The following is a 21174-nucleotide window of genomic DNA, read 5'->3' as shown; positions in this document are numbered from 1 at the left end:
CTCACAAAAGAGAATCATCTTCTTGTAACACAGAGTGAATGTCCGGAGGTCCCCATGACGGCATCGGCCGCCGATCCGACCCAGCTCGAACTCACCCCCGCCGCGCACGCTCGGCACACCCCCGACGTGCCGGCGATCGTCATGGGACGGGGCGAGGTGGTCACCTACCGGGAACTCGACGACCGATCCGCGCGACTCGCGACCTACCTGCGCGATCGAGGACTGACACCCGGCGACCACATCGCCATCCTCATGGAGAACTCCCGCGCCTTCCTCGAAGTCGCCTGGGCCGCCCAGCGCTCGGGCCTGTACTACACCGCGATCAACCGGCATCTGCGCCAGTCGGAGGTCCAGTACATCCTCGACGACGCCGGGGCGGCCGCACTGATCACCTCGGAGTCGATGACCGATGTCGTCGACGGACTCGAACTGTCGGCCGCCCACATCCGGGTGTGCACCGACGGCACTCTCCCCGGTTTCGACGATTACACCGCGATCCTCGCCGGTCACGACCCGCTCCCGATCGACGAGTCCGTCGAAGGCCGCGAGATGCTGTACTCGTCGGGAACCACCGGTCGCCCCAAGGGAGTTCGCAAACCCCTGCCCGGCACCTCGTTCGGTGATCCCACCGCCCCGCCGGTGCTGATCGCACAGGGCGTCGCGGCGCGCGGCATCGGACCGGGCAGCGTCTACCTGTCCCCCGCCCCGCTGTATCACGGCTCTCCCCTGGTGTTCTGCATGTCGGCGCAGCGTCTCGGCGCGACCGTCGTGGTGATGGAACGGTTCGATCCGCTGCACTGCCTCGAACTGATCGAACGGCACCGCGTCACCTACGCGCAGTTCGTACCGACCATGTTCGTGCGCATGCTCAAACTCTCCGACGACGAGCGAACACGCTACGACCTGTCGTCGCTGCAGGAGGTCACGCACGGCGCGGCGCCGTGCCCGGTCTCGGTGAAACACCGGATGATCGAGTGGTTGGGTCCGATCGTGCACGAATACTATTCGGGCACCGAGGATGTCGGCGCCAGCCAGATCTCGGCGACGGAATGGCTCGCGCATCCCGGCTCCGTCGGCCTGCCCATGCAGGAATGCCACATCGTCGGCGAGGACGGCGAGGAACTACCGCCCGGGGAGATCGGCGTCGTGTACTTCGCGGGCGGTCGGCCGTTCGAGTACCACAACGATCCGGAGAAGACCGCCGGTATCACCCACCCCAACGGTTGGCGCACGCTCGGCGACATGGGTTATCTGGACGACGACGGTTACCTCTACCTCACCGATCGCCAGGCTCTGATGATCATCTCGGGCGGGGTCAACATCTACCCGCAGGAGGCCGAGAACGTGCTCATCGGGCACCCCGCCGTCCTCGACGTCGCCGTCATCGGGGTCCCCGACGAGGACATGGGTGAGGCGGTGAAGGCGGTCGTGCAACTCGTCGATCCCGATGCCGCCTCCGACACGCTCGCCGACGAGCTGCTCACCCACTGCCGACGCGAACTCGCCACCTACAAGTGCCCGACCAGCGTGGACTTCGTGCCAGACCTGCCGCGCGACCCGAACGGCAAACTCTACAAACGCCACATCCGCGAGCAGTACTGGGACGACCACGGCCCGACCCGCACCAGACTCGTCCGGGGCTGATCGAGACCGATGTTGTTCGCGAGATCCGGTGGGAAATCGCAAACAACATCAACCTCGAATCGTTGCACGGAGCACTTTCGTTGTTCCGCTCTCCAATCGTCGTCACAGTTCTCTCACCATCGGGACCCTCGCGTTCGTAGCGTCTGGCGGCACAGGACTCGATCCTGTTCCTCCACCCGACTCCACGGACAGAAACGAGAGAACGATGTCGTTGAACGGAAAGATCGCAATCGTCACGGGCGCCGCACAGGGTATCGGTGAGGCCACCGCCAAGCGTCTCGCCGGCGAAGGCGCCACCGTCGTCGTAGCAGACATCCAGGATTCGACCCGCACCCTCGACACGATCCTGAAACTCGGCGGTAAGGCCGAAGCCCACCATCTCGACGTGCGGCTCAAGGACAACTGGGCGAACGTCGTCCGCGAGGTCGTCGAGCGCCACGGCCGCGTCGACCTGCTCGCCAACGTCGCGGGCGTGGTCAACATGCTCAGCGAGGACAGCGTCGTCGGACTCACCGAAGAGGCGTGGGACCACGTCGTCGGCACCGATCTCAAGGGCGTGTGGCTCGGCATGCAGGCCGTAATTCCCCACATGATCGAACGCGGCGGCGGACGGATCGTGAACATCGCGTCCATGGCCGCGCTCCGCGGACTGCCGAACCTGGCGTCCTATTCCGCCGCGAAGGGCGGGGTGGTCTCGCTGACCAAGCAGGCGGCCTTCGAGTACGGCGAGAAGAACATCCTCATCAACGCGATCTGCCCGGGCACGATCGACACCCCGATTCTCGCCGACATCACCGACGAGATGCGGCAGGCCAACGCAAACGCCCATATCGTGCGACGTCTCGGCGAACCCACGGAGATCGCATCGATGGTCGCGTATCTCATGCGTGAGGGCAGTTTCCTCACCGGCGAGATCTACCCCGTCGACGGCGGATGGGCGGCGAAGGGCAACTTCTGATCCTTTGGATCCGCCCACAAAGGCGGCGGCACGGAGCGCTTCACCGTGCAGCCTCGGCAAGGCATCGTGTGATCCACGACATACCCGAAGCCCGCCGACGAAGCTCGAGGAGATGCGCCGTGAACGATGAGAACTGCACGTTCGGCCTGTGGTACGACTTCCGCAACCCGGAACGGTGGCCGCGGACGTTCACCGACTTCTATGCCCAGACCCTCGAACAAATCACCTGGGCCGAGGCCCGGGGCATCGAATCGGTCTGGTTGACGGAGCACCACTTCATGGCCGACGGCTACACCCCGTCGCCGTTCGTGCTCGCCGCAGCAATCGGAGCACGCACCCGTTCGCTGCGCATCGGCACGAATCTCATCGTCTCGCCGCTACACAATCCCATCCGCCTCGCGGAGGACGCCGCGACCCTCTCGCTGCTCACCGCGGGTCGCTTCGATCTGGGGGTCGGGCAGGGCTACTGGAAGCCGGAATTCGCCGCCTTCGGGCAGAACTTGCGCAACCGCCCGAGTCTGCTCGAGGAGGGTCTCGATCTCATCCGTCGCGCCTGGTCGGGTGAGTGCGGCGAATTCCATGGCAAGCGCTACGACTTCCCCGCCCTGCCCGTCACCCCGCGACCCGAATCCACCCCGCAACTGCTCGTCGGAGCAATGGCCGAACCGGCGATCGAACGGGCCGCTCGGATTGCCGACGGTTATCTCAGCACCCAGAACGCCCACCATGAGATGTATCTGGACGCCCTCGATCGTGTCGGTCGTTCACGCGAGGACGGCCGGATCTATGCCGGCCAATGGGCGGTGATCGCCGACGATCCCGAACGCGAATGGGCACGCATCGGCGAGCACGCGCTGTACCAGATCAACGGGTACATCGAGATGGGCGCGTTCGGTCCGCCGGACGCCGTCCCGACTTTCACGACTCCCCAGGACCTGCTCGACGCGGGCTCGTTCACCCTGTGGGACGCCGACATCGCGGTCTCCGAACTGACCACGATGCTCGTGGCACGCCCGCAGATCAAGGACGTTCATTTCTGGGCGCAACTGCCGGGCGAATCCGTCGACAGCGGCTCGGCACGTATCGAACTGCTCACCTCCAAGGTGATCCCACAGGTACGCGCGGCGGTCGCCGCCGCCCGACAGGAGGTATCCGCATGACCCCGGCGCCGACCACCGGCTCCACCACTCCCCTCGTGATCACCGATTTCCTCTACCGGGCGCGAGATCTGTTCTCCGCGAAGACCATCACCCAATACCAGGGCGGCGCGAAGGTCTTCGAATATACCTACGGCGAGTACGCCGACCGCGTGCTGCGGCTCGCAGCGGCGCTCGTGGACCTCGGCGTGCGTCCCGGTGATCGGGTCGCCACCCTCGCGTGGAACCACTACCGTCATCTCGAGCTGTACATGGCGGTTCCGTTGGCCGGCGCTGTTCTCCACACCGTCAATCTGCGGCTCGAATCCGACGAGATCGCCTACATCGTCGACCACGCCGACGACCGCGTCGTCTTCGTCGACTCCTCCCTGCTTCCCCTGCTCGACGCGACGCGCGCGCAACGTCCCCACATGCCCGTGTTCACCACCGACGGGGACGGCAATGGCCTGCCGAACCTGGACGCGCTCGCCGCAGCCGTCGACCCACTCTCCGAGCCGGTGCCACGGGACGAGAACGACCTTGCCGCACTGTGTTACACCTCGGGCACCACAGGATCACCGAAGGGCGTCGGGTATTCGCATCGGGGCCTGTACCTGCACACCTTCACGGCCTGCCTTGCCGACGGCCACGCGATCAGCGAACGTGACACAGTCTGCCACGTGGTGCCGATGTTCCACGCCAACGCATGGGGTATCCCCTTCGCCGCCCTGATGACCGGCGCGAACCAGGTGCTTCCCGGCGAGCATCCGGTTGTGCCCGACATCGCCACCATCCTCGCCGAGCAACAGGTCACCTACACCGGCATGGTGCCGACGGTCGCCGTAGACCTCGTGCGACACGCGGTGTCCTTGGGCATCGATCTGACGTGCCTGCGCGCACTCGTCCTCGGTGGGTCGACCCCGACCCCGGAGCTGGTGCGCAGCATCGAGGAAGACCTCGATGTGCGCGCCTATCAGGGCTGGGGCATGACCGAGCTCTCGCCGATGGGTACCTTCGCCCGACCGCCACGAACCGCCGACGACGACCCGCAACTGCGATATTCCTACATCCGCAGGCAGGGACGGCTGCTCCCGGGACTGCGGTGGAAGCTCGTCGACGACGAGGGCACTGTAGTTCCCCACAACGGCATCGACCGCGGCGAACTGCTCATGCGGGGACCGTGGGTGGCCGAAAACTACTTCCGCGACGAGCACCCGGAGGCGTTCGTCGACGGCTGGCTGCGCACCGGCGACATCGCCACGATCGATCCCGAAGGCTATCTGACCATCGTCGATCGGGCGAAGGACCTGATCAAGAGCGGCGGTGAGTGGATCAGCTCGCTCGCCCTCGAACAGGCACTGACCACCATCACAGGTGTGGCCGAAGCCGCGGTGATCGCGGTGCCGCACGAACGCTGGCAGGAACGTCCCTTGGCTTTCGTGTGCCCCACCGAGGGAACCATGCTCGCTCCGGATGCCGTAGCCGACGCGCTCGCCGCGATCGTGCCGCGGTGGTGGCTGCCCGAGCGCATCGTCGTGGTCGACGACCTGCCCCGCACCAGCGTCGGCAAACTCGACAAGAAACGCCTGCGCAGCACCGTCCGAGACCGGTTGTTTGTGGATACCCACAACAGCTCGACCGCAGGTTCGCCCGGGTGAGGCCGCCCTCGCTCTAGCGTCGGGTCCACCGGCCCACCGATCCGGGGGCATCCGTCGTCCCGAGGAGGAACACCGTGAAGTTCGGGATCTTCTACGTCCTCGAATGCCCCGACCACGACTTCGCGCGGGCCTACCGCGAGATGCTCGACCAGATCGCCTACGCCGAGAAGCTCGGTTTCGACGAGGTGTGGCTGGCCGAGCATCACGGAACCGATTACGGCTCGATGCCGTCGCCACAGGTCGCGGCGGCGGCCATCGCAGCTCGCACCGAGCGGATGCGCATCGGTATCGCCGTGAGCAACCTGACCTTCGACTGGCCGGTCCGCATCGCCGAGGACTACGCGATGGTCGACGTCCTGTCCGGCGGCCGCCTCGACTTCGGGGTCGGTCGTGGTTACCAGCCGCAGGAGTTCCACAACATGGGCGTGGGACATCTGCAGAGCGAGAGCCGCGAGCGGTTCGTCGAAGCCCTGGAGATCGTGCGAGGCCTGTGGAGCAAGCCGGTCGGAGCACCGTTCTCCCATCACGGTAAGCACTTCGACCTCGTCGATATCGACTGCCGGCCTGCGCCCGTCCAGCAACCCACTCCGCCGATCTATATCGCGTCCATCAGTCCCGAAACCCTGGATCTGGCTGCCGACCAGGGTTACAACATGCTCGTCACGCCCACGCTCATGACGATGCCCGAGCTCAACACCTTCGTCGTCGACGCCAAACGGCGGCTGCGCGATCTGGGTCGCGACATCCTCGACCTCGACTTCCCCATGAACTGGCAGATTCACCTCGCCGACACCGAGGACGCGGCGGTCGAGAACGCACACGACGCCCTGACCTGGTATTTCGACGCTGCGCTCACCGCGGTGCCGCAGGGACCGGACGTGCCGGCCACCTACGAACGCTACGCCCAGCTCGTCACCGCCAGCGAGGAGGCCGGGGGCATGACCGTCGACGGCCTGCGCGAAGGCGGCGTGGTCTACGTCGGCGAGCCCGACGGATTGATCCGCCAGATCGAGACCCTGCACGACGAGACCGGTCTGCAGCACCTCATCTGCTGGATGCGCTTCGGCGGACTCGAACACGAAAAGGTCATGCGCTCGCTGGAACTGTTCGCCGAACACGTCATCCCGCATTTCCGCGGACGCGAACCCGTCGTCCCCCGCGCGCTGCGCGAATCCGACTCGCACACTGCGACATCCGTACCCGAAATCCATACCTACCCCACTTCCCCACTCGCACAGGAGGACACCATGGGATTTCTGCCCGTCGAGAACGACCGCAGCATCTACTTCGAACATCACCGCGGTGACGGACGGCCGATCGTCCTGATCCACGGCTGGGGTGCCACCACTCGGGCCTGGGACACGACCCTGCCGGCCCTGCGCGCCAACGGCAACGAGGTCGTAACCGTCGACCTGCGTTGCTGCGGACGCTCGGACAAGGACTTCGACGACGTCTCCATCGAGGCGCTGGCGTCGGACATCGTGCGCCTGGTCGATCATCTCGATCTCGACCGGCCGGTGATCAACGGATGGTCGCTCGGCGGGGCGGTTGCCACCGCGGCGGTCGCCCAGCTCGGCGAACGGGCGTCTGCGCTGGTCCTGACCGGTGGCGCCTCTCCCCGCTACACCGCCACCGACGCCTGGCCGCACGGCGGCAGCGTCGCCGATGTCGAAGGCGTCCTGGCGTCGGCTGCCGCCAACCGCGCCGAGACCTTCCGCGGCGTTGCTGCGGCGGTGTGCGCCGAGAATCCGGGCGAGGCCGTGCTCGATTCGATCTGGGACATGTTCATGGCCATGGGCCCCCGCGGGGACGACTCGCTGCGGGATCTGGCCACGATCGATCTGCGCAAGGAGATCGCCTCCCTCGAGGTGCCCATCCTGTTGCTGCACGGCCGGGCCGACAACTTCGTTCCGTTCTCCGCGGCCGAAGCCGTACCTGCGCTCAACCCGCGAGCCGAGGTCGTGGAATTCACGTCCAGCGGGCACGCGCCCTTCCTCGAGGAGCGCGACCGCTACCTCGCCGAGTTGACGGGATTCCTGAACCGATGAGCGACTCGAAGAATTGGCTGGTCACCGGTGGTTCGCGCGGCATCGGCCGCGCCGTCGTCGAGGCTGCCACCGCTCGCGGGGACCGCGTCGCGGTGTTCGCTCGCAAACCGGCCACCGAGCAGTGGACCCATCCCGATCGGGTGGTCGAAATCCATACCGATATCGGCGATTCGGCCTCGGTCGGCAGTGGGGTGGCCGAGGTGTTCGACCGGTTCGGTTCGCTCGACGTCGTGGTCAACGCCGCGGGCGTGCACCGCGGCGGACGGATCGGCGATCTGTCCCGGCAGCACTGGGACGAGGTGATCGCGACCAACCTGACAGGGGCGTTCGAACTCGCGCGTACGGTGGTGCCGCGACTCGACGCCGGCGCCGCACTGATCAATGTCGGTGCGGTGGTGGGTTTCCGGGGTTTTCCCGGGGATGTAGCCTACGGTGCGGCCAAGGCCGGGCTGAGCGGGTTGACCCAGGTGCTGGCCGTCGAACTCGCTCCGCGCGACATCCGGGTGAATCTGGTCATCCCGGGTTTCGTGGATACCGACATGACCTCGGCGCTCACAGGGCGTGCCCGCGAGAAGGTCGTCGCTGCCATTCCCATGGGCCGTACCGGCCGGCCCGAGGAGATTGCGCAGGTCGTCGTGGGTGTCGCGGATGCGCCCTACATGACGGGCAGCATTGTGGCCACCGATGGCGGGCTGATGAGCTCGTTCAGCTCGCGTAGTTGAGGTTCCGGTCGTTGTAGCGACCTACAACGACCGGAGAACTCGCGTGACCCACACCACAGAAATCCGATTACTCTCGACCCTGGCAGCACAGAAACTCGTTCCCCCGCTGCAGGATTCGTCCAATTCCCCTCTTCAAGGAGCTCAGATGGACAACGTCGCGAGTGCCGGAAGCCTCGAAGCGGCCAACAAGAAGCTCATCGCCGAATTCATGGAGGTCTTCTCCACCGGCAACGTCGAAGCGATCCTCGGCTATCTCTCCCCCGACGCGACCTGGTGGGTTGCCGGCACCATCGAAGGCATCTCCGGCACCAAGACCAAGGAAGAATTCCGCGCGATGCTCTCGGGGTTGTCGGCGAACACGAAGACCGGCGCGATCGCGCTGACTCCGCTCGCATGGACCGCCGAGGGCGACCGCGTCGCGGTGGAGACCGAGTCGTATTCGGAGATGAACAACGGCCGCGTCTACAACAACCTCTACCACTTCGTCTTCGAAGTCCGAGACGGACTGATCCGGTCGGTGAAGGAGTTCCTCGACACCGAACACACCCGGGCCGTCTTCCTCGCACCCTGACCCACACCTCTCCATTCCCATCCCGTTCTTTCACCTACACAAGGAGATACGTCCATGGACGTCGGAATGCTGCTGGTCTTCCAGAACTACCACGAGAACGTCAGCGACCAGGAAGTCTTCACTCGCGAGCTCGACATGGGCGTCGACGCGGAGAAGTACGGCTTCGACGCCGTCTGGTCCGCCGAGCACCACTTCGACGACTACTCGATGTGCCCGGACAACATGCAGATCATGTCGTACCTCGCCGCGCGCACCTCGACGGTCAAGCTCGGCACCGGCGCCGTGATCCTGCCGTGGAACAACCCGGTGCGCGTCGTCGAGAAGATGACGATGCTCGACATGATGTCCGGTGGTCGCGCCCTCTACGGCATGGGCCGTGGCCTGGCGAAGATGGAGTACGACGCCTTCGGGATCCCCATGGACGAGGCCCGCGGACGGTTCATCGAAGGCGCGAAGATCACCATCGAGGGCCTACGCACCGGTGTCGTCGACAACCCGGAAGGCGAGTTCTACCCCCAGTCACGTGTGGAGATCCGGCCCGCCCCGAACCCGACATACGAGTGGGGTCGCGACCGTCTGTTCGGTGCGGCGATGTCGCCCGATTCTGTGCCCGTCATCGCCGACCTCGGCGTCCGCATGATGACCTTCATGCAGTTCGAGTTCGAAAAGCACGCCGAGACGATCAATCGCTGGCGCGACCTGTACCGGGAGCGCTGGGGCACCGAACCGCTGCCGCCCGTCATCCAGGACTTCGTCATCTGCCACGAGGACGCCGAAGAGGCCCGCCGGCTCGCCTACGAGCACGTCGCCCGCTACTTCCTTTCGGTTATCAAGCACTACGACTTCGCCGGTGAGCACTGGCGGAACACGAAGGGCTACGAGACGTACCAGGTGGGGGCGGACATGATCCGCGAAGCCGGCATGGAGGCCGCCGCCGACGCCTACGTGGAGGCGAACGTCTACGGCACGCCGGAGCAGATCGTCGAGAAGTACGCGGCCCGGCACGAGAAGATCGGCGACTTCTTCGCCAACGCCGCGTTCGCATTCGGTGGCCTTCCCATCGAGCAGGCCGAGAAAGCTCTGAAGCTGTACGGCGAAAAGGTCGTTCCCGAGCTGCACAAGATGAAGGCACCGGTTCCGGCCAACGCCTGACCCCTGACCCGGGCGGTGCCCGAACCCTCGGGCACCGCCCGTTCGATTCCCCTCGGAGGACGACATGAACTCCCCTGCCACCCAGGACTTCACCACCGCGTTCCGCGACGTGATGGCCGGCGTCTGCACCCCGGTCACGGTGGTGACCGCACTCGACGGTGATCGACCGCACGGCACCACCGTCAGTGCCTTCGCGTCGTTGTCGATGGCTCCTCCGATGGTGCTCGTCGCACTCGATCGTGCCTCGGATCTGTTGACGGTGGTCCGCAAGCAGCGCCGCTTCGGCATCAACATCCTCGGTCACGGTCAGGACGCCCTGGCCCTGGCCTTCGCCCGCAAGGGCACCGACAAGTTCGCCGGCATCGACTGGTCGCTGTCGTCCGACGTGCCTCGAATCCAAGGCGTCCCCGGCTGGGTGGCCTGCACCGTGGCGGATCTCGTCGACGGCGGTGACCACGTAGTGGTCCTCGGACACGTCGAGGACGCCGACTGTACGGACAACCCGCCGCTCACCTACCACCGGCGCGCCTTCGGAACACACAGCGCAGGACAGGAGTAGTCGCCATGCCTCACACACCCGCACAGCAGGTCGAGCTCGCCGTCGAGACCCTCGCCGCCGGCGGCATGGTCGTCGTCGTGGACGACGACGAGCGTGAGAACGAAGGCGATCTGGTCGCCGCGGCGGCCACGATGACCGCCGAACAGATGGCATTCGTCGTCCGCCACACCACCGGCATCGTGTGCGCGCCCATGACGGCCCATCGTGCCGATGTGCTCGAGCTGCCTCCGATGGTCGAACGCAACACCGATGCGCACGGCACGGCGTTCACCATCACCGTCGATCACGTCTCGACCGGTACCGGGGTCAGCGCCGAGGACCGAGCGGCGACCGTGCGGGCGCTCGCCGCCGACACCACCGAGTCCCCGGACCTGCGCCGACCGGGTCACATCTTCCCGCTGCGCGCCCGCGAGGGTGGGGTCCTCGCCCGGGCCGGACACACCGAGGCGACCGTCGATCTGCTGCGTCTCGCCGGCGCCGGTGATGTCGGCGTGATCGGCGAGATCGTCGCCGAGGACGGTTCGATGCGCCGGGGAGACGACCTCGTCGAGTTCGCGCGCGTCCACGATCTACCGATGCTGCACATCGCGGATCTGGTGCGGTATCGCGCCGCGACCGAACCTTTCGTCGAACTGGTCGCCGAAGCGACGATGCCCACCGAGTTCGGGCAGTTCCGGGCGGTGGCGTTCCGGTCGGTTCTCGACGGCACCGAACACCTGGCGTTGGTGATGGGTGATGTCACCGCTGCCGGACGCAGCCACGAAGGCGTGCTGGTCCGCGTGCACAGCGAGTGTCTCACCGGCGACATCCTCGGTTCGTTGCGCTGCGACTGCGGCGCTCAACTCGAACAGGCCCTCGCCGAGATCGCTCGCGAAGGATGCGGGGTGCTCGTGTACCTTCGCGGCCACGAGGGTCGCGGTATCGGTCTCGCCCACAAGATCCGTGCGTACTCACTGCAGGAACAAGGTCTCGACACCGTGGACGCCAACCGCGCGCTCGGCCTGCCCGACGATTCACGAAGCTACGGCGTCGGCGCCCGCATCCTCGCCGACCTCGGGGTTCGCCGGATGCGTCTGATTACGAACAACCCAGCGAAACTCGGTGGACTCGAAGGTTATTCGATTGACATCGTCGGTCGGGTCGCACTTCCCACCGTCGCGACCGCCCACAACGTGCGGTATCTGCGGACGAAGCGGGACCGCATGGGCCACGTACTCGATCACGGCCTGCCCGACGCGATGGCCACGTGACGGGATCCGGTAGATTGTGATATTCCACAATTCAACGATGTGGAGTAACGGCCGCCACATCCTGGGAGGAGAGGGAACGATATGACACTGCTGCCGAGCGCGGGCACCGAGAGCACCACGCGGCCCGACGCCGTCGGCACTGTGCCACCCGCCTCCGCCGACCCGCCGCGAGAACGCGACGTCATCACCGCCTTCGCCGAGATAACCGGGGAGGCCATCGGGGACGCCGACCTCGAACACCTCCTGCGCTCGGTGTGTGTGAAGCTGTGCAGCGTCATCGGAGTCTCCCGGTCATCGCTCTACCTCAAACGTCCGGACGGCCGGTTCCGAGGCGCCGCCGGCCACTGTTCCGACCAGGGTGACATCACCGAGGCCGTCAAACGCCAGGAGTCCGGTATCGCGGGCGACCGGTTCAGCCGGGAAGTCATCGAGACCGCGCGCCCTGTCCTCATCGACGACGTCGCCAACGATCCGCGCCCGCACCGCCGCACCATGGAGCACTGGCGGGTGCGGGCGATGCTGGGTGTGCCGCTGGTGTTCGACGGCGAGGTCATCGGCCTGCTCTTCGTCGACGACAAGGACCGCGATCACGTCTACACCCAAGAGGACGTCGAGATCGCGGAGATGTTCGCGCAGCTCAGTGCGCTGTTCATCAGTCAGGCGATGCTCAACGTCCGGCTGCGCAGCCAGGCCTCGGAGATCGCCCGCAGCCGCAACACGCTTGCCTATCTCGCGGACGTGCACCGCAAACTCACCAACGCCGTCCTCGAAGGCGCCGACATCCACAGCGTGGTGACGCTGCTGTCGAGCTTGTCCGCCAAACCCGTAGTGCTCTACGACGAGGACTTCCGGGTCCTGGCCTGGGCGTCTCCTGCAACGCTCGGTCTCGACCGCCCGCCCGTTATCTCCCAGCAGGTGCGGAGGATGCCGTCGGTCGAGGCGGAACTGGCGGGTCTCAGCCCGGAACGTCCCTCCGCGATCGTCCCACCGACTCTGTCGGTGGGACTCGGACGACGGCACCTGATGTGCCGGCTGATCATCGAAGGGCGGCCGAACGGCTATCTCGGCATCGTCGAGGTCGGGCGTTCCCTCGAGACGGTGGACAGCCATCTGGCCGAGCACGGCGCGACGGTGCTGTCACTGCAGATCCTGTCCGAACGACGCCAGATCGAAACCCAGGGTCAAGCGCGAGACGACTATCTGTCCGACCTGCTGCGCAACACCCGCGACAAGGAGCATCTGCTGCGCCGGGGCCCCCAGTTCGGCATCGACCTCACCCACCCGCACGTGCTGGTACGTTTCGAGCTGTCCGCTGACCCGCGTACCACCGCCTCCGCGGCGCAACGGCTCGTCACCCGCCGGTTCCGGGAGGTCTTCGGCATCGACGAACCCGCCGCGGTGAAACTGCCCGGCCACGTGATCGTGCTCGTCCCGCTCCCCGACGGCGGGTCGGCGGAGGAGATGCAGACCCTCCGCGACCGGGTCGGGCGGGTGCGGGAGTCACTGCAACCCGAGCTCGCCACCGGCGCCACGGTCATCTCCGGCGTGTGCCGCGAGATCACCGGCTTCCCGCAGGCGGCCCGCGAGATGAAAGAGGTTGCCGACATCGCGCGATCGTTCGACTGGTCCGACGGTGTCCTCGACGTCACCGAACTCGGGCTCTTCCGCGTCGTCGTCAGTTCCGGACGCGTCAAGGACGCAGTGCGCTTCGCCCACGAGTACGTCCACGCCGTGCGCGGTGCCGACGACGGTGTGCTGCTCGAGACGTGGCGGGCGTTCGTCGCCGCGGAGGGAAGGGTGCAGGGCGCCGCGCTGGCGCTCGAGGTCCACGAGAACACGGTCCGGTACCGCATGGGCAAGATCAAGGAACTCACCGGCCTGGACCCGACGAGTCTGGACGTACTGCTCGCTGCGCGCCTGGCCTTCCAGATCCTCGACTTCGCGGCCCGCTGACCAGCGCAGATCCCTGACCGGATGCCATTGTAGGAATCCACAACGAGGGTCGACGAGGTACGGTGCCACCGACGGATCCGGTCGATACGTTCTATTCATGCCGACCGACACCACACACAGCGACCTCCTCGGGGTCGACCTCACCGCCGTGCGGGACTGGATGGACGCGCAGGGCCTCGGGTCCGGTGATCTGACCGCCGCCTCGCCTATCGGGGGTGGAACGCAGAACGTCATGCTCGGCTTCGAACGTTCCGGCGTCCACTACGTCCTCCGAAGGGGACCGAAACACCTTCGGCCACATTCGAATCGGATGATGGCGAGAGAGATGACGCTGCTCCGCGCACTCGCCGGCACCACCGTGCCGCATCCCACCTTCGTCGCCGGCAGCGAGAACACCGACATTCTCGGCGCAGCCTTCTACCTGATGCACGCTGTGGACGGCTACAACGCCGCCGAGTCACTTGCCCCCGGCCACGCCGCCGATCGCGGCGCCCGCCACCGGATGGGACTGGCCATGGTGGACGCGCTCACAGAACTCGGTCGTGTCGACCCCGTGCAGATCGGGCTCAGCGACTTCGGTCGTCCCGACGGTTTCCTCGACCGCCAAGTCGCTCGCTGGAGCAGCGAACTCGAGTCCTACACGCTGCTGCCGGGCTACCCGACAGTGCTGTTGCCCGGTGTCGACCGGATCGCGTCCTGGCTCGACGACCACAAACCCCGGACCTGGACACCGGGAATCCTGCACGGCGACTATCACGTCTCCAACGTGATGTTCGATCGCATCGATCCGGTGCTCACCGCCATCGTCGACTGGGAGATGGCGACCATCGGGGATCCCCTCCTCGACCTCGGCTGGATGCTCGCCATGTGGCCGGACACGGACGGCGGATCCGACCTGCTCGAGAGCCGTCTCGCCGCGGCAGGTGGTCTCCCGTCCCGCACCGAACTGATCGACCGGTACGCGGCGAACACCGAGCGCGATCTGAGCGCAATCGACTGGTACACGGCGCTGGCCGGCTTCAAACTCGGCATCATCCTCGAAGGCACCTACGCGCGCGCCTGTTCCGGGCAGGCATCCACCGAGGTCGGTGATCGCCTGCACCGCTACGCCCTTCGACTGTTCGACCGCACTCTGCGGTTCCTCGACTGACGCTTCACCCACCGACCGGAGGTACGAAAGATGGCATGGGATTTCTCCACCGAGCACGAATTTCAGCAGAAGCTGGACTGGATGACCACCTTCGTGCGCGACGAGATCCGTCCGCTGGAAACGCTCGAACTCACCTGGCCGCAGCTGTTGAAAGCCATCGCGCCGCTGCAGCAGGAGGTCAAGTCCCAGCAACTGTGGGCCGCTCATCTCGATCCCGAACTCGGTGGCCAGGGCTATGGTCAGGTCAAACTCGGCCTGATGCACGAGATCCTCGGCTCCTCCCCGCTCGGCCCTCTCGTGTTCGGTTGCCAGGCACCGGATTCCGGCAACGCCGAGATCCTGGCCGCGGTGGGCACCGACGAGCAGAAGCGCCGCTGGCTCGACCCGTTGCTCGCCGGTGAGAAGTATTCCGCCTTCGCCCTGACCGAGCCCGACAACGCCGGCGCCGACCCGACGAACCTGCAGACCACCGCCGTGCGCGACGGCAACGAGTGGGTGCTCGACGGGCACAAGTGGTTCATCAGCAACGCCTCGACCGCCGATTTCGTCATCGTCGTCGCCGTCACCGATCCGGACGCGGAACGACACCGCCGGGCATCGCAGTTCATCGTCCCGATCGACGCTCCCGGCCTCGAGGTGGTGCGTGACATCGCGTCGATGGAGAATCCCTCACCCCGGGACAACACTTACGGTTCGCATTGCGAGGTCGTCCTGCGCGGTGTGCGCGTCGGTGACGACGCCCTGCTCGGCAATGCCGGCGACGGCTTCCTCATCTCCCAGAAACGTCTCGGCCCCGGCCGGATCCACCACTGCATGCGCTGGATCGGGCAGGCCAACCGCGCTTTCGACATGATGTGCGAGCGCGCCACCTACCGTTTCGCCCATGGCAGTGTCCTGGGCGAGAAGCAGACGGTGCGCAACTGGATCGCCGACTCTGCCGCCGAGATGCAGGCCCTGCGCCTGATGACCCTACAGGCCGCCTGGGTGATCGACACGAAGGGCACGAAGGAGGCGCGCAAGGAGATCGCCATGATCAAGTACTACGGTGCGAAAATCCTGCACGACATCATCGATCGGTCGATACAGACACACGGCTCTCTCGGTTACAGCTCCGACCTGCCGCTGGACTTCATGTACCGCGCGGCCCGCGCCGCACGGTTGTACGACGGCCCCGACGAGGTACACCGCGACACCGTCGCCAAGCTGATCCTTCGCGGCTACGAGGCCCCCGCAGACCGCATCCCGTCCGAGCACGTGCCGACCCGTCGGCGCGCGGCGCAGGAGCGCTACGCCGACCTGTTCGACGAGGTCCTCGCCTCCGTCTGACGACCCTGGAGGCGGTGTGGCGTGCGATTCTTCGAGGAGTTCCGCACACCACACCGTTCTCGTCGACGGTCGGTGCCATCAGAAGACGACCGAATCCGCTCCGGCCGATTCCCCCAGATATGCCTGCTCGAGCAGATGCGGGGAGGCCGCGAGTTCGGCGGCGGGGCCGCTCGTCGTCACCTCGCCGTGCCGCAGCACCATCGCGTGGTCGGCAACCGACAGCGCCATGTGCACGTGCTGCTCGACGAGCACGACCGCGGCGTTCCTCTCATCGGCGAAACTGCGGACGACGGGCAGCAACGAGTCGACAACCACGGGCGCGAGACCCATGCTCAGTTCGTCGACGAGCAGCACCTTCGGTGCCTGGACGAAAGCCCGTCCGAGCGCGAGCATCTGCTGTTCGCCGCCGGAGAGCATGCCCGCCGCGATCGAGCGGCGTTCCCCGAGTGCCGGGAAGTACTCGATCACCTCGTCGATCGTCGGGCCGTCCTTGTGGCGGGCGAGGCGCAGGTTCTCGACGACCGTGAGGGACTTGAACAGTGAGCGATCGTCGGGGACGAGCACGATGCCGGCCTTCGACGCCGCGCGTGCGTTGCCCGCCGCGACGGGTTGGCCGTCGAGTTCCATCGACCCACCGAGCGGGGTGAGCAATCCCGCCAGGGTCAGCAGCAGCGTGGTCTTGCCCGCCCCGTTCGGGCCGAGCAATGCCAGCACCTGCCCGGACCACAGTTCGATGTCCACATCCCGCACACACGGCCGTCCGCGGCCGTAGCCTGCGAACAGTCCGGTGGCACTGAACTTCGTCGTCACGAGCCCGCCTCCGCTTTCGCTGTCGCCATGAGTTCGCCGTCGCTCGCTGTCATGAGCTCGCCTGCCCCCTCCCGGGTCGCACCGAGGTAGGCCGCGACGACTGCCGGGTTGCCACGGATCTCGTCGGGTGTGCCGTCGGCGATGATGCGTCCGAGGTCGAGCACCACGATGCGGTCGCACAGCTCGAGCACCAGATCCATGTCGTGGTCGACGATGAGCACGGTGACCCCGGCATCGCGCACCGCGCGCAGTTTCTCCCCGAGCCAACGGCTTTCGGAGCTCGCCAGCCCTGCTGCCGGTTCGTCGAGCAACAGCATCCGGGGACGACCCGCCAGTGCGCGCGCGACCGACACCAATTGCTTTCGGCCCTGCGACAGTTCGGCGACCGGATCGTCGGCGCACGATTCCAGGTCGAGGATCCGGAAGAGCGTGTCGATCCACGGGCCACCCGTCTTACCGGCTCGCGGACCTGCCGTGAACGTGCCGACTGCCACGTTCTCGCGCACCGACAGGTCCTCGTAGAGCGACATGTCCTGGAAGGTGCGGCCGAGCCCGAGACGGCTCCGCCGGTGCGGGACGAGACCGTCGATCCGCCGGCCCTCGAGGGTCACCGATCCCGCGGCGTCCGCGAAACCGCTCAGTGCGTCGATGCAGGTCGTCTTGCCGGCACCGTTGGGTCCGATGAGCCCGACGATCTCGCCCGAACGGACCTCGATCGAGAAGTCCGCCAGCGCCGTGACGGCACCGTGGGTGACGGTCAGGCCGTCCGCGGTGAGCACCACCGCGCCTTCCGGTCCGCCGGACAGCATCGTCGACAGCTCGGCCTGCGTGTCGATCGGGACGGCGACGTCGGTCTTCTCCGGGCGTCCCGACCGCGCGCGAAGGGCTGCCTGCAGCCGCGCGATCCGCTCGGCGAAGTGCCCGGCGATGCCTTCGGGGTAGCTGATCACGGTGACGGTGAGCAGGACCCCGCCGATGATCGCGTAGTAGTCGGCGAAACCGAGCAGCCGGTCGAGCAGGATGAACATCAGTCCGCCGGCACCGAGGACACCGGAGAGGATGCCGCCGCTGACCAGAGTGACCCCGGCGATGTAGATCATCGCGAACAACGCGATACCACCGATCGTCGTGTACGACTCCGCGGTCACGACGGTCTGTTGATAGGCCATCAGCGACCCGCCCAGACCCGCGATGAACGCCCCGATGGCGAAGGCCAGCAGCTTGGTGCGCGACACGTCGATGCCCGAGGCCGCCGCGGCACGCTCGTCGGCGCGCACCGCCAGCATCGCCGCCCCCAGCCTCCCGGTCCGCAGCTTCGCCACGGCCACCGCGACGATCACGAGCACCACCAGGCAGAGGAATCCGAAGGCCACCCGCGGATAACCCGCACCGGACCCGATGGACAAGTCGATGCCGAAGAGCGTCGGTGGTTCGACCTGGGCGCCCTGCATCCCGCCGTTGAGATCGGTGTTACGGAACCACACGAACTCGAGGAAGACCGCCAGCGCGAGAGTGACCACGGTGACGGGCAATCCGCGGATCCGCAGCGCGGGCAGTCCCACGACCACGCCGATGACCGTCGCGGCCAGCGCCCCGATGATCGGTGCGATCGGGAACGGGATACCCCAGTCCGTGGTCAGGCGGCTGAGGGTGAACGCGCCGACACCGGCCAGGGGCAGCTGCGCCAGTGAGATCTGGCCTGCGAAACCGGTCACGACGACCTGCGACAGGCCGATGATCGCGAGGACGAGGCTGACGATCACGGCGGCCCGGTAACTTCCGGAGGTCAGGGTCAGGGCCAGGACCGCGACGACCACCCCGACCAGTGTCGGTAGCAGGATCCGTCGCGGCCGCGGTGCCCGACCGAGCGACGACTTGACGATCGCCCCGCGGGTGGGCAACGGCTTACCGCGCACCACCAGGAACGCCAGGATCAGCACGAGCGGAACGAGTTCCGCCATCCCCGATCGAGGGAACCAGTCGACGGTCGCCTGCAGGTGGGTCATCTCGGATTGCAGCATGCCGATCGCGAACCCGGCTGCGACGGTCACGCCCATCGCGGTGAAGTTCCCGACCAACGCCGCCGCGAGTGCCGGAATCACGAACAGCGAGTAGGACACCGGGACGAGCGGGACGATGGGTGCGATGAGGATGCCGCCGATGCCGGCGACCACGGTGCTCAGCGCCCAGTTGCCGAGCGCGATCCGATCGGGGGACAGACCCGTGACGAGTGCGCCCTTCTCGGATTCGGCGGCCGCGCGGGTCGCGAGTCCGAACCGGGTGTACCGGAACAGGCACACGAGTACGACTGTCATCGCGATCATGAGGACCGCGAACCACAACCGGTCCTGTGGGATCCGCATGCCGGCGACGGTGAGCGCACCGTTGGGCAGGATCGGCTTGACCGAGACGGGGGTGGTGCCGACCCGCAGCGCGAGCAGCGCCTGCACGACCAGCATCACGCCGATGGACACGACCGCCTTGGCGACCGGCGGGGCGTTCCGCACCAACCGGAACACCAGGCCGTAGAGCACCACGCCGAGGACCGCGGCGATCAGCAGGGACAGTGCCAGTGCCGGCACGAATCCCCACGGACCGCCGAGGTCGACGGTGGTCGGCATCCCCGGAATCGGATTGAGCAACTCGCCCTTGCGCAGGAACCCGTAGGTGTACGCCACGTACAGTGCGATCGCGCCGGTCGCGAAGTTCACGACCCCGGAGCTCCGGAAGGTCATGACCAGCGCGAGCCCGAGCGCCGCGTAGACGGCGCCGTTGCCCAATCCGAGCGCGAGGAAGACGAAGTGATCGGACATCAGTCACTCGTTTCCGGTGAACCGGCCCGGCTCGTCACTGTCCGACCTTCGGGTCGGTGGCCTTCCCGCCTTCGACCGTCGCGATGATGCCCTGGTTTGCGCACACGGCAGGCATGCCCGGCATCGCGGTGCCGTCGCAGGTGAAGGTGATGCCGTCTGCGGCGGGCATGGGCACGTCCACGGCGGTCTTGATCGCACCGTCGATCGCGGCGGCGGTCGGCTCGCCCTCGAGGTTCTCGGCCGCGCGGATCAGGCCGAGCATGGCCTGGTAGCCGGTGAACGTGAAGCCGTTGATGTCGGCGTCGGGTGCGTAGCGTTCCATGACCGAGCGGTAGAGCACGGCTTCGGGTTCGTCGGAGTCGATGTCGGCCCCGAGGAAGGCCGTGGCGCCGTCGAGGGAGTCGCCGACGGCGTCGATCACAGAGGGGTCGAGGCACGGCTGGATGATCATCTTCGCCTGGTCGGCGCCGAGCGTCATCATCGAGCGGAGCACGGAGGTGCACATCGTCGCGTCGCCGATCACCGCGACCGCGTCGACGCCGTCCGCCAGGCCGGCGCTGACCTGCGGCGTCGCGTCGGGGGTGCCGGGTGTCACCGGGGCGATCTTCAGCTCCACACCGGCGGCGCCGAAGGTGCTGTCGCCGAGGGCCTGGGTGGAGGCGATGACCGCGCCGGTGTCGATGACGAAGGCCGCGACCTTCTGATAGCCCTGCTCCGCAGCGTAGTTCGCCATCGCGGCGAGCGAGCCCGGGAAACCACTGTTGAGGGCGTAGGCCGACGGGGAGGTCAGCTCCGCGGGGGTGGTGCCGGACGGCGTCATGTACGGGATGCCGGCGCCGGTGATGATCGGGACCATGGCGGCGCCGTGGCCGGAAGAGGGCACGACGACCGCCGCGACCCCCTTCTCGACCATCTGGTTCGCGCAGTCCTGGTTGGAGGCGGGATCCTCCTTGGCGGCGCAGATCTCGAGTTCGATCGGGCGTCCCCCGATACCGCCGAGATGGGCGTTGGCGTATTCGGCGGCGGCCTCGGCGGCGCGGCGGTTGTCGGGCATCGAGATCGCCGGTCCGCCTTCGGGATTGATCACCCCGATTCTCACGGGTGTACCGGTCGCCGGGTTGTCCGGGAACGCGCTGCTCGGCGCTTCGGCGGAACCGGCGTCCGCACTGTCGTCCGTGCTGCCGCACGCCGTTCCCACCACCAGCGCGGAGGTCACCAGGAGCAACCCCAGACGCATTCTCTTGACGGATTCCCTGCGGGTCGAACCGAACATCTGAGACACGGGGCCACTCCCTCGTTTCCTGACACGGGCGTTGGACGTTCCGGCTGAGTGATGCACCTCACACTGGAGTGGGCTGAGCGTAAGTTGGCTTCTCAGTTGTGTCAATAGGATTACGTAGTTATCTATGTAAGAATGGTGCAGC

16 protein-coding genes are annotated in these 21174 nt (G+C 66.8%); 13 read left to right on the top strand and 3 right to left on the bottom strand.

Features of this window, described 5'->3' with window-relative positions; all coding sequences use genetic code 11:
- Positions 1-54 precede the first annotated feature (54 nt).
- The 13 genes from C6Y44_RS12405 (at position 55) to C6Y44_RS12345 (ending at position 16127) form a co-directional block, all read left to right on the top strand.
- On the top strand, positions 55-1644 hold the full coding sequence (locus C6Y44_RS12405; RefSeq protein ID WP_192378855.1) for an acyl-CoA synthetase: 1590 nt from the start codon (positions 55-57) through the stop codon (positions 1642-1644).
- Positions 1645-1849: 205 nt separating this feature from the next.
- Complete coding sequence (locus C6Y44_RS12400) at positions 1850-2602, top strand: SDR family NAD(P)-dependent oxidoreductase (protein WP_159418359.1); 753 nt, start codon at positions 1850-1852, stop codon at positions 2600-2602.
- 119 nt (positions 2603-2721) lie between these two features.
- Positions 2722-3762, top strand: coding sequence for an LLM class flavin-dependent oxidoreductase (locus tag C6Y44_RS12395; protein ID WP_159418360.1), 1041 nt, complete (start codon positions 2722-2724; stop codon positions 3760-3762).
- Positions 3759-5396 carry a long-chain-fatty-acid--CoA ligase gene (locus C6Y44_RS12390; RefSeq protein WP_192378854.1) on the top strand — a complete coding sequence of 546 codons (1638 nt, stop codon included), beginning with the start codon at positions 3759-3761 and terminating at the stop codon, positions 5394-5396. Before C6Y44_RS12395 ends, C6Y44_RS12390 begins: the two co-directional genes overlap by 4 nt.
- A gap of 74 nt (positions 5397-5470) precedes the next feature.
- A complete protein-coding gene (locus C6Y44_RS12385; RefSeq protein WP_192378853.1) occupies positions 5471-7444 on the top strand; it encodes an LLM class flavin-dependent oxidoreductase in 1974 nt (657 codons plus the stop codon).
- Positions 7441-8166 carry an SDR family NAD(P)-dependent oxidoreductase gene (locus C6Y44_RS12380; protein WP_120282556.1) on the top strand — a complete coding sequence of 242 codons (726 nt, stop codon included), beginning with the start codon at positions 7441-7443 and terminating at the stop codon, positions 8164-8166. Before C6Y44_RS12385 ends, C6Y44_RS12380 begins: the two co-directional genes overlap by 4 nt.
- Before the next feature lie 145 nt (positions 8167-8311).
- Positions 8312-8737, top strand: coding sequence for a nuclear transport factor 2 family protein (locus tag C6Y44_RS12375; RefSeq protein ID WP_120282555.1), 426 nt, complete (start codon positions 8312-8314; stop codon positions 8735-8737).
- A 54-nt stretch (positions 8738-8791) separates the two neighbouring features.
- Positions 8792-9889, top strand: a complete 1098-nt coding sequence (locus tag C6Y44_RS12370) for an LLM class flavin-dependent oxidoreductase (protein WP_120282554.1) — start codon at positions 8792-8794, stop codon at positions 9887-9889.
- Between the two features lie 64 nt (positions 9890-9953).
- Complete coding sequence (locus C6Y44_RS12365) at positions 9954-10448, top strand: flavin reductase family protein (protein ID WP_120282553.1); 495 nt, start codon at positions 9954-9956, stop codon at positions 10446-10448.
- Between the two features lie 5 nt (positions 10449-10453).
- Positions 10454-11698 (top strand): bifunctional 3,4-dihydroxy-2-butanone-4-phosphate synthase/GTP cyclohydrolase II, encoded by a 1245-nt coding sequence (locus C6Y44_RS12360; protein ID WP_159418363.1) that lies wholly within the window; start codon positions 10454-10456, stop codon positions 11696-11698.
- A gap of 81 nt (positions 11699-11779) precedes the next feature.
- Positions 11780-13651: a GAF domain-containing protein gene (locus C6Y44_RS12355; protein WP_159418364.1), complete on the top strand. Its 1872-nt coding sequence runs from the start codon at positions 11780-11782 to the stop codon at positions 13649-13651.
- Positions 13652-13748: 97 nt separating this feature from the next.
- On the top strand, positions 13749-14801 hold the full coding sequence (locus C6Y44_RS12350) for a phosphotransferase family protein (protein WP_120282550.1): 1053 nt from the start codon (positions 13749-13751) through the stop codon (positions 14799-14801).
- A gap of 30 nt (positions 14802-14831) precedes the next feature.
- Positions 14832-16127, top strand: a complete 1296-nt coding sequence (locus C6Y44_RS12345; protein ID WP_159418365.1) for an acyl-CoA dehydrogenase family protein — start codon at positions 14832-14834, stop codon at positions 16125-16127.
- Between the two features lie 78 nt (positions 16128-16205).
- Here C6Y44_RS12345 and C6Y44_RS12340 read toward each other — a convergent pair whose 3' ends face one another.
- The 3 genes from C6Y44_RS12340 to C6Y44_RS12330 are packed head-to-tail and all read right to left on the bottom strand — an operon-like array spanning position 16206 to position 21023.
- Positions 16206-16937 carry an ABC transporter ATP-binding protein gene (locus C6Y44_RS12340; protein WP_159418366.1) on the bottom strand — a complete coding sequence of 244 codons (732 nt, stop codon included), beginning with the start codon at positions 16935-16937 and terminating at the stop codon, positions 16206-16208.
- Positions 16934-19750, bottom strand: coding sequence for a branched-chain amino acid ABC transporter permease/ATP-binding protein (locus C6Y44_RS12335; RefSeq protein WP_159418367.1), 2817 nt, complete (start codon positions 19748-19750; stop codon positions 16934-16936). The genes C6Y44_RS12340 and C6Y44_RS12335 overlap by 4 nt, the downstream gene beginning before the upstream one ends.
- 34 nt (positions 19751-19784) lie before the next feature.
- The gene (locus C6Y44_RS12330) at positions 19785-21023 is read right to left on the bottom strand and encodes an ABC transporter substrate-binding protein (protein WP_225623823.1); all 1239 of its coding nucleotides are present in this window, start codon (positions 21021-21023) and stop codon (positions 19785-19787) included.
- Positions 21024-21174: the final 151 nt, after the last annotated feature.

The organism is Rhodococcus rhodochrous (assembly GCF_014854695.1).
In the GTDB taxonomy this organism is placed as follows: Bacteria; Actinomycetota; Actinomycetes; order Mycobacteriales; family Mycobacteriaceae; genus Rhodococcus.
The sequence above is the reverse complement of the archived record's forward strand: the minus strand, read 5'-3'. Positions and strand labels throughout refer to the sequence as shown.

What these genes read in the sequence shown, in the direction of transcription:
- C6Y44_RS12335 (WP_159418367.1), bottom strand. Translation starts at nt 19,750, where the DNA reads ATGTCCGATCACTTCGTCTTCCTCGCGCTCGGATTGGGCAACGGCGCC.
- C6Y44_RS12400 (WP_159418359.1), top strand. Translation starts at nt 1,850, where the DNA reads ATGTCGTTGAACGGAAAGATCGCAATCGTCACGGGCGCCGCACAGGGT.
- C6Y44_RS12405 (WP_192378855.1), top strand. Translation starts at nt 55, where the DNA reads ATGACGGCATCGGCCGCCGATCCGACCCAGCTCGAACTCACCCCCGCC.
- C6Y44_RS12365 (WP_120282553.1), top strand. Translation starts at nt 9,954, where the DNA reads ATGAACTCCCCTGCCACCCAGGACTTCACCACCGCGTTCCGCGACGTG.
- C6Y44_RS12330 (WP_225623823.1), bottom strand. Translation starts at nt 21,023, where the DNA reads ATGTTCGGTTCGACCCGCAGGGAATCCGTCAAGAGAATGCGTCTGGGG.
- C6Y44_RS12350 (WP_120282550.1), top strand. Translation starts at nt 13,749, where the DNA reads ATGCCGACCGACACCACACACAGCGACCTCCTCGGGGTCGACCTCACC.
- C6Y44_RS12370 (WP_120282554.1), top strand. Translation starts at nt 8,792, where the DNA reads ATGGACGTCGGAATGCTGCTGGTCTTCCAGAACTACCACGAGAACGTC.
- C6Y44_RS12345 (WP_159418365.1), top strand. Translation starts at nt 14,832, where the DNA reads ATGGCATGGGATTTCTCCACCGAGCACGAATTTCAGCAGAAGCTGGAC.
- C6Y44_RS12360 (WP_159418363.1), top strand. Translation starts at nt 10,454, where the DNA reads ATGCCTCACACACCCGCACAGCAGGTCGAGCTCGCCGTCGAGACCCTC.
- C6Y44_RS12380 (WP_120282556.1), top strand. Translation starts at nt 7,441, where the DNA reads ATGAGCGACTCGAAGAATTGGCTGGTCACCGGTGGTTCGCGCGGCATC.
- C6Y44_RS12390 (WP_192378854.1), top strand. Translation starts at nt 3,759, where the DNA reads ATGACCCCGGCGCCGACCACCGGCTCCACCACTCCCCTCGTGATCACC.
- C6Y44_RS12375 (WP_120282555.1), top strand. Translation starts at nt 8,312, where the DNA reads ATGGACAACGTCGCGAGTGCCGGAAGCCTCGAAGCGGCCAACAAGAAG.
- C6Y44_RS12355 (WP_159418364.1), top strand. Translation starts at nt 11,780, where the DNA reads ATGACACTGCTGCCGAGCGCGGGCACCGAGAGCACCACGCGGCCCGAC.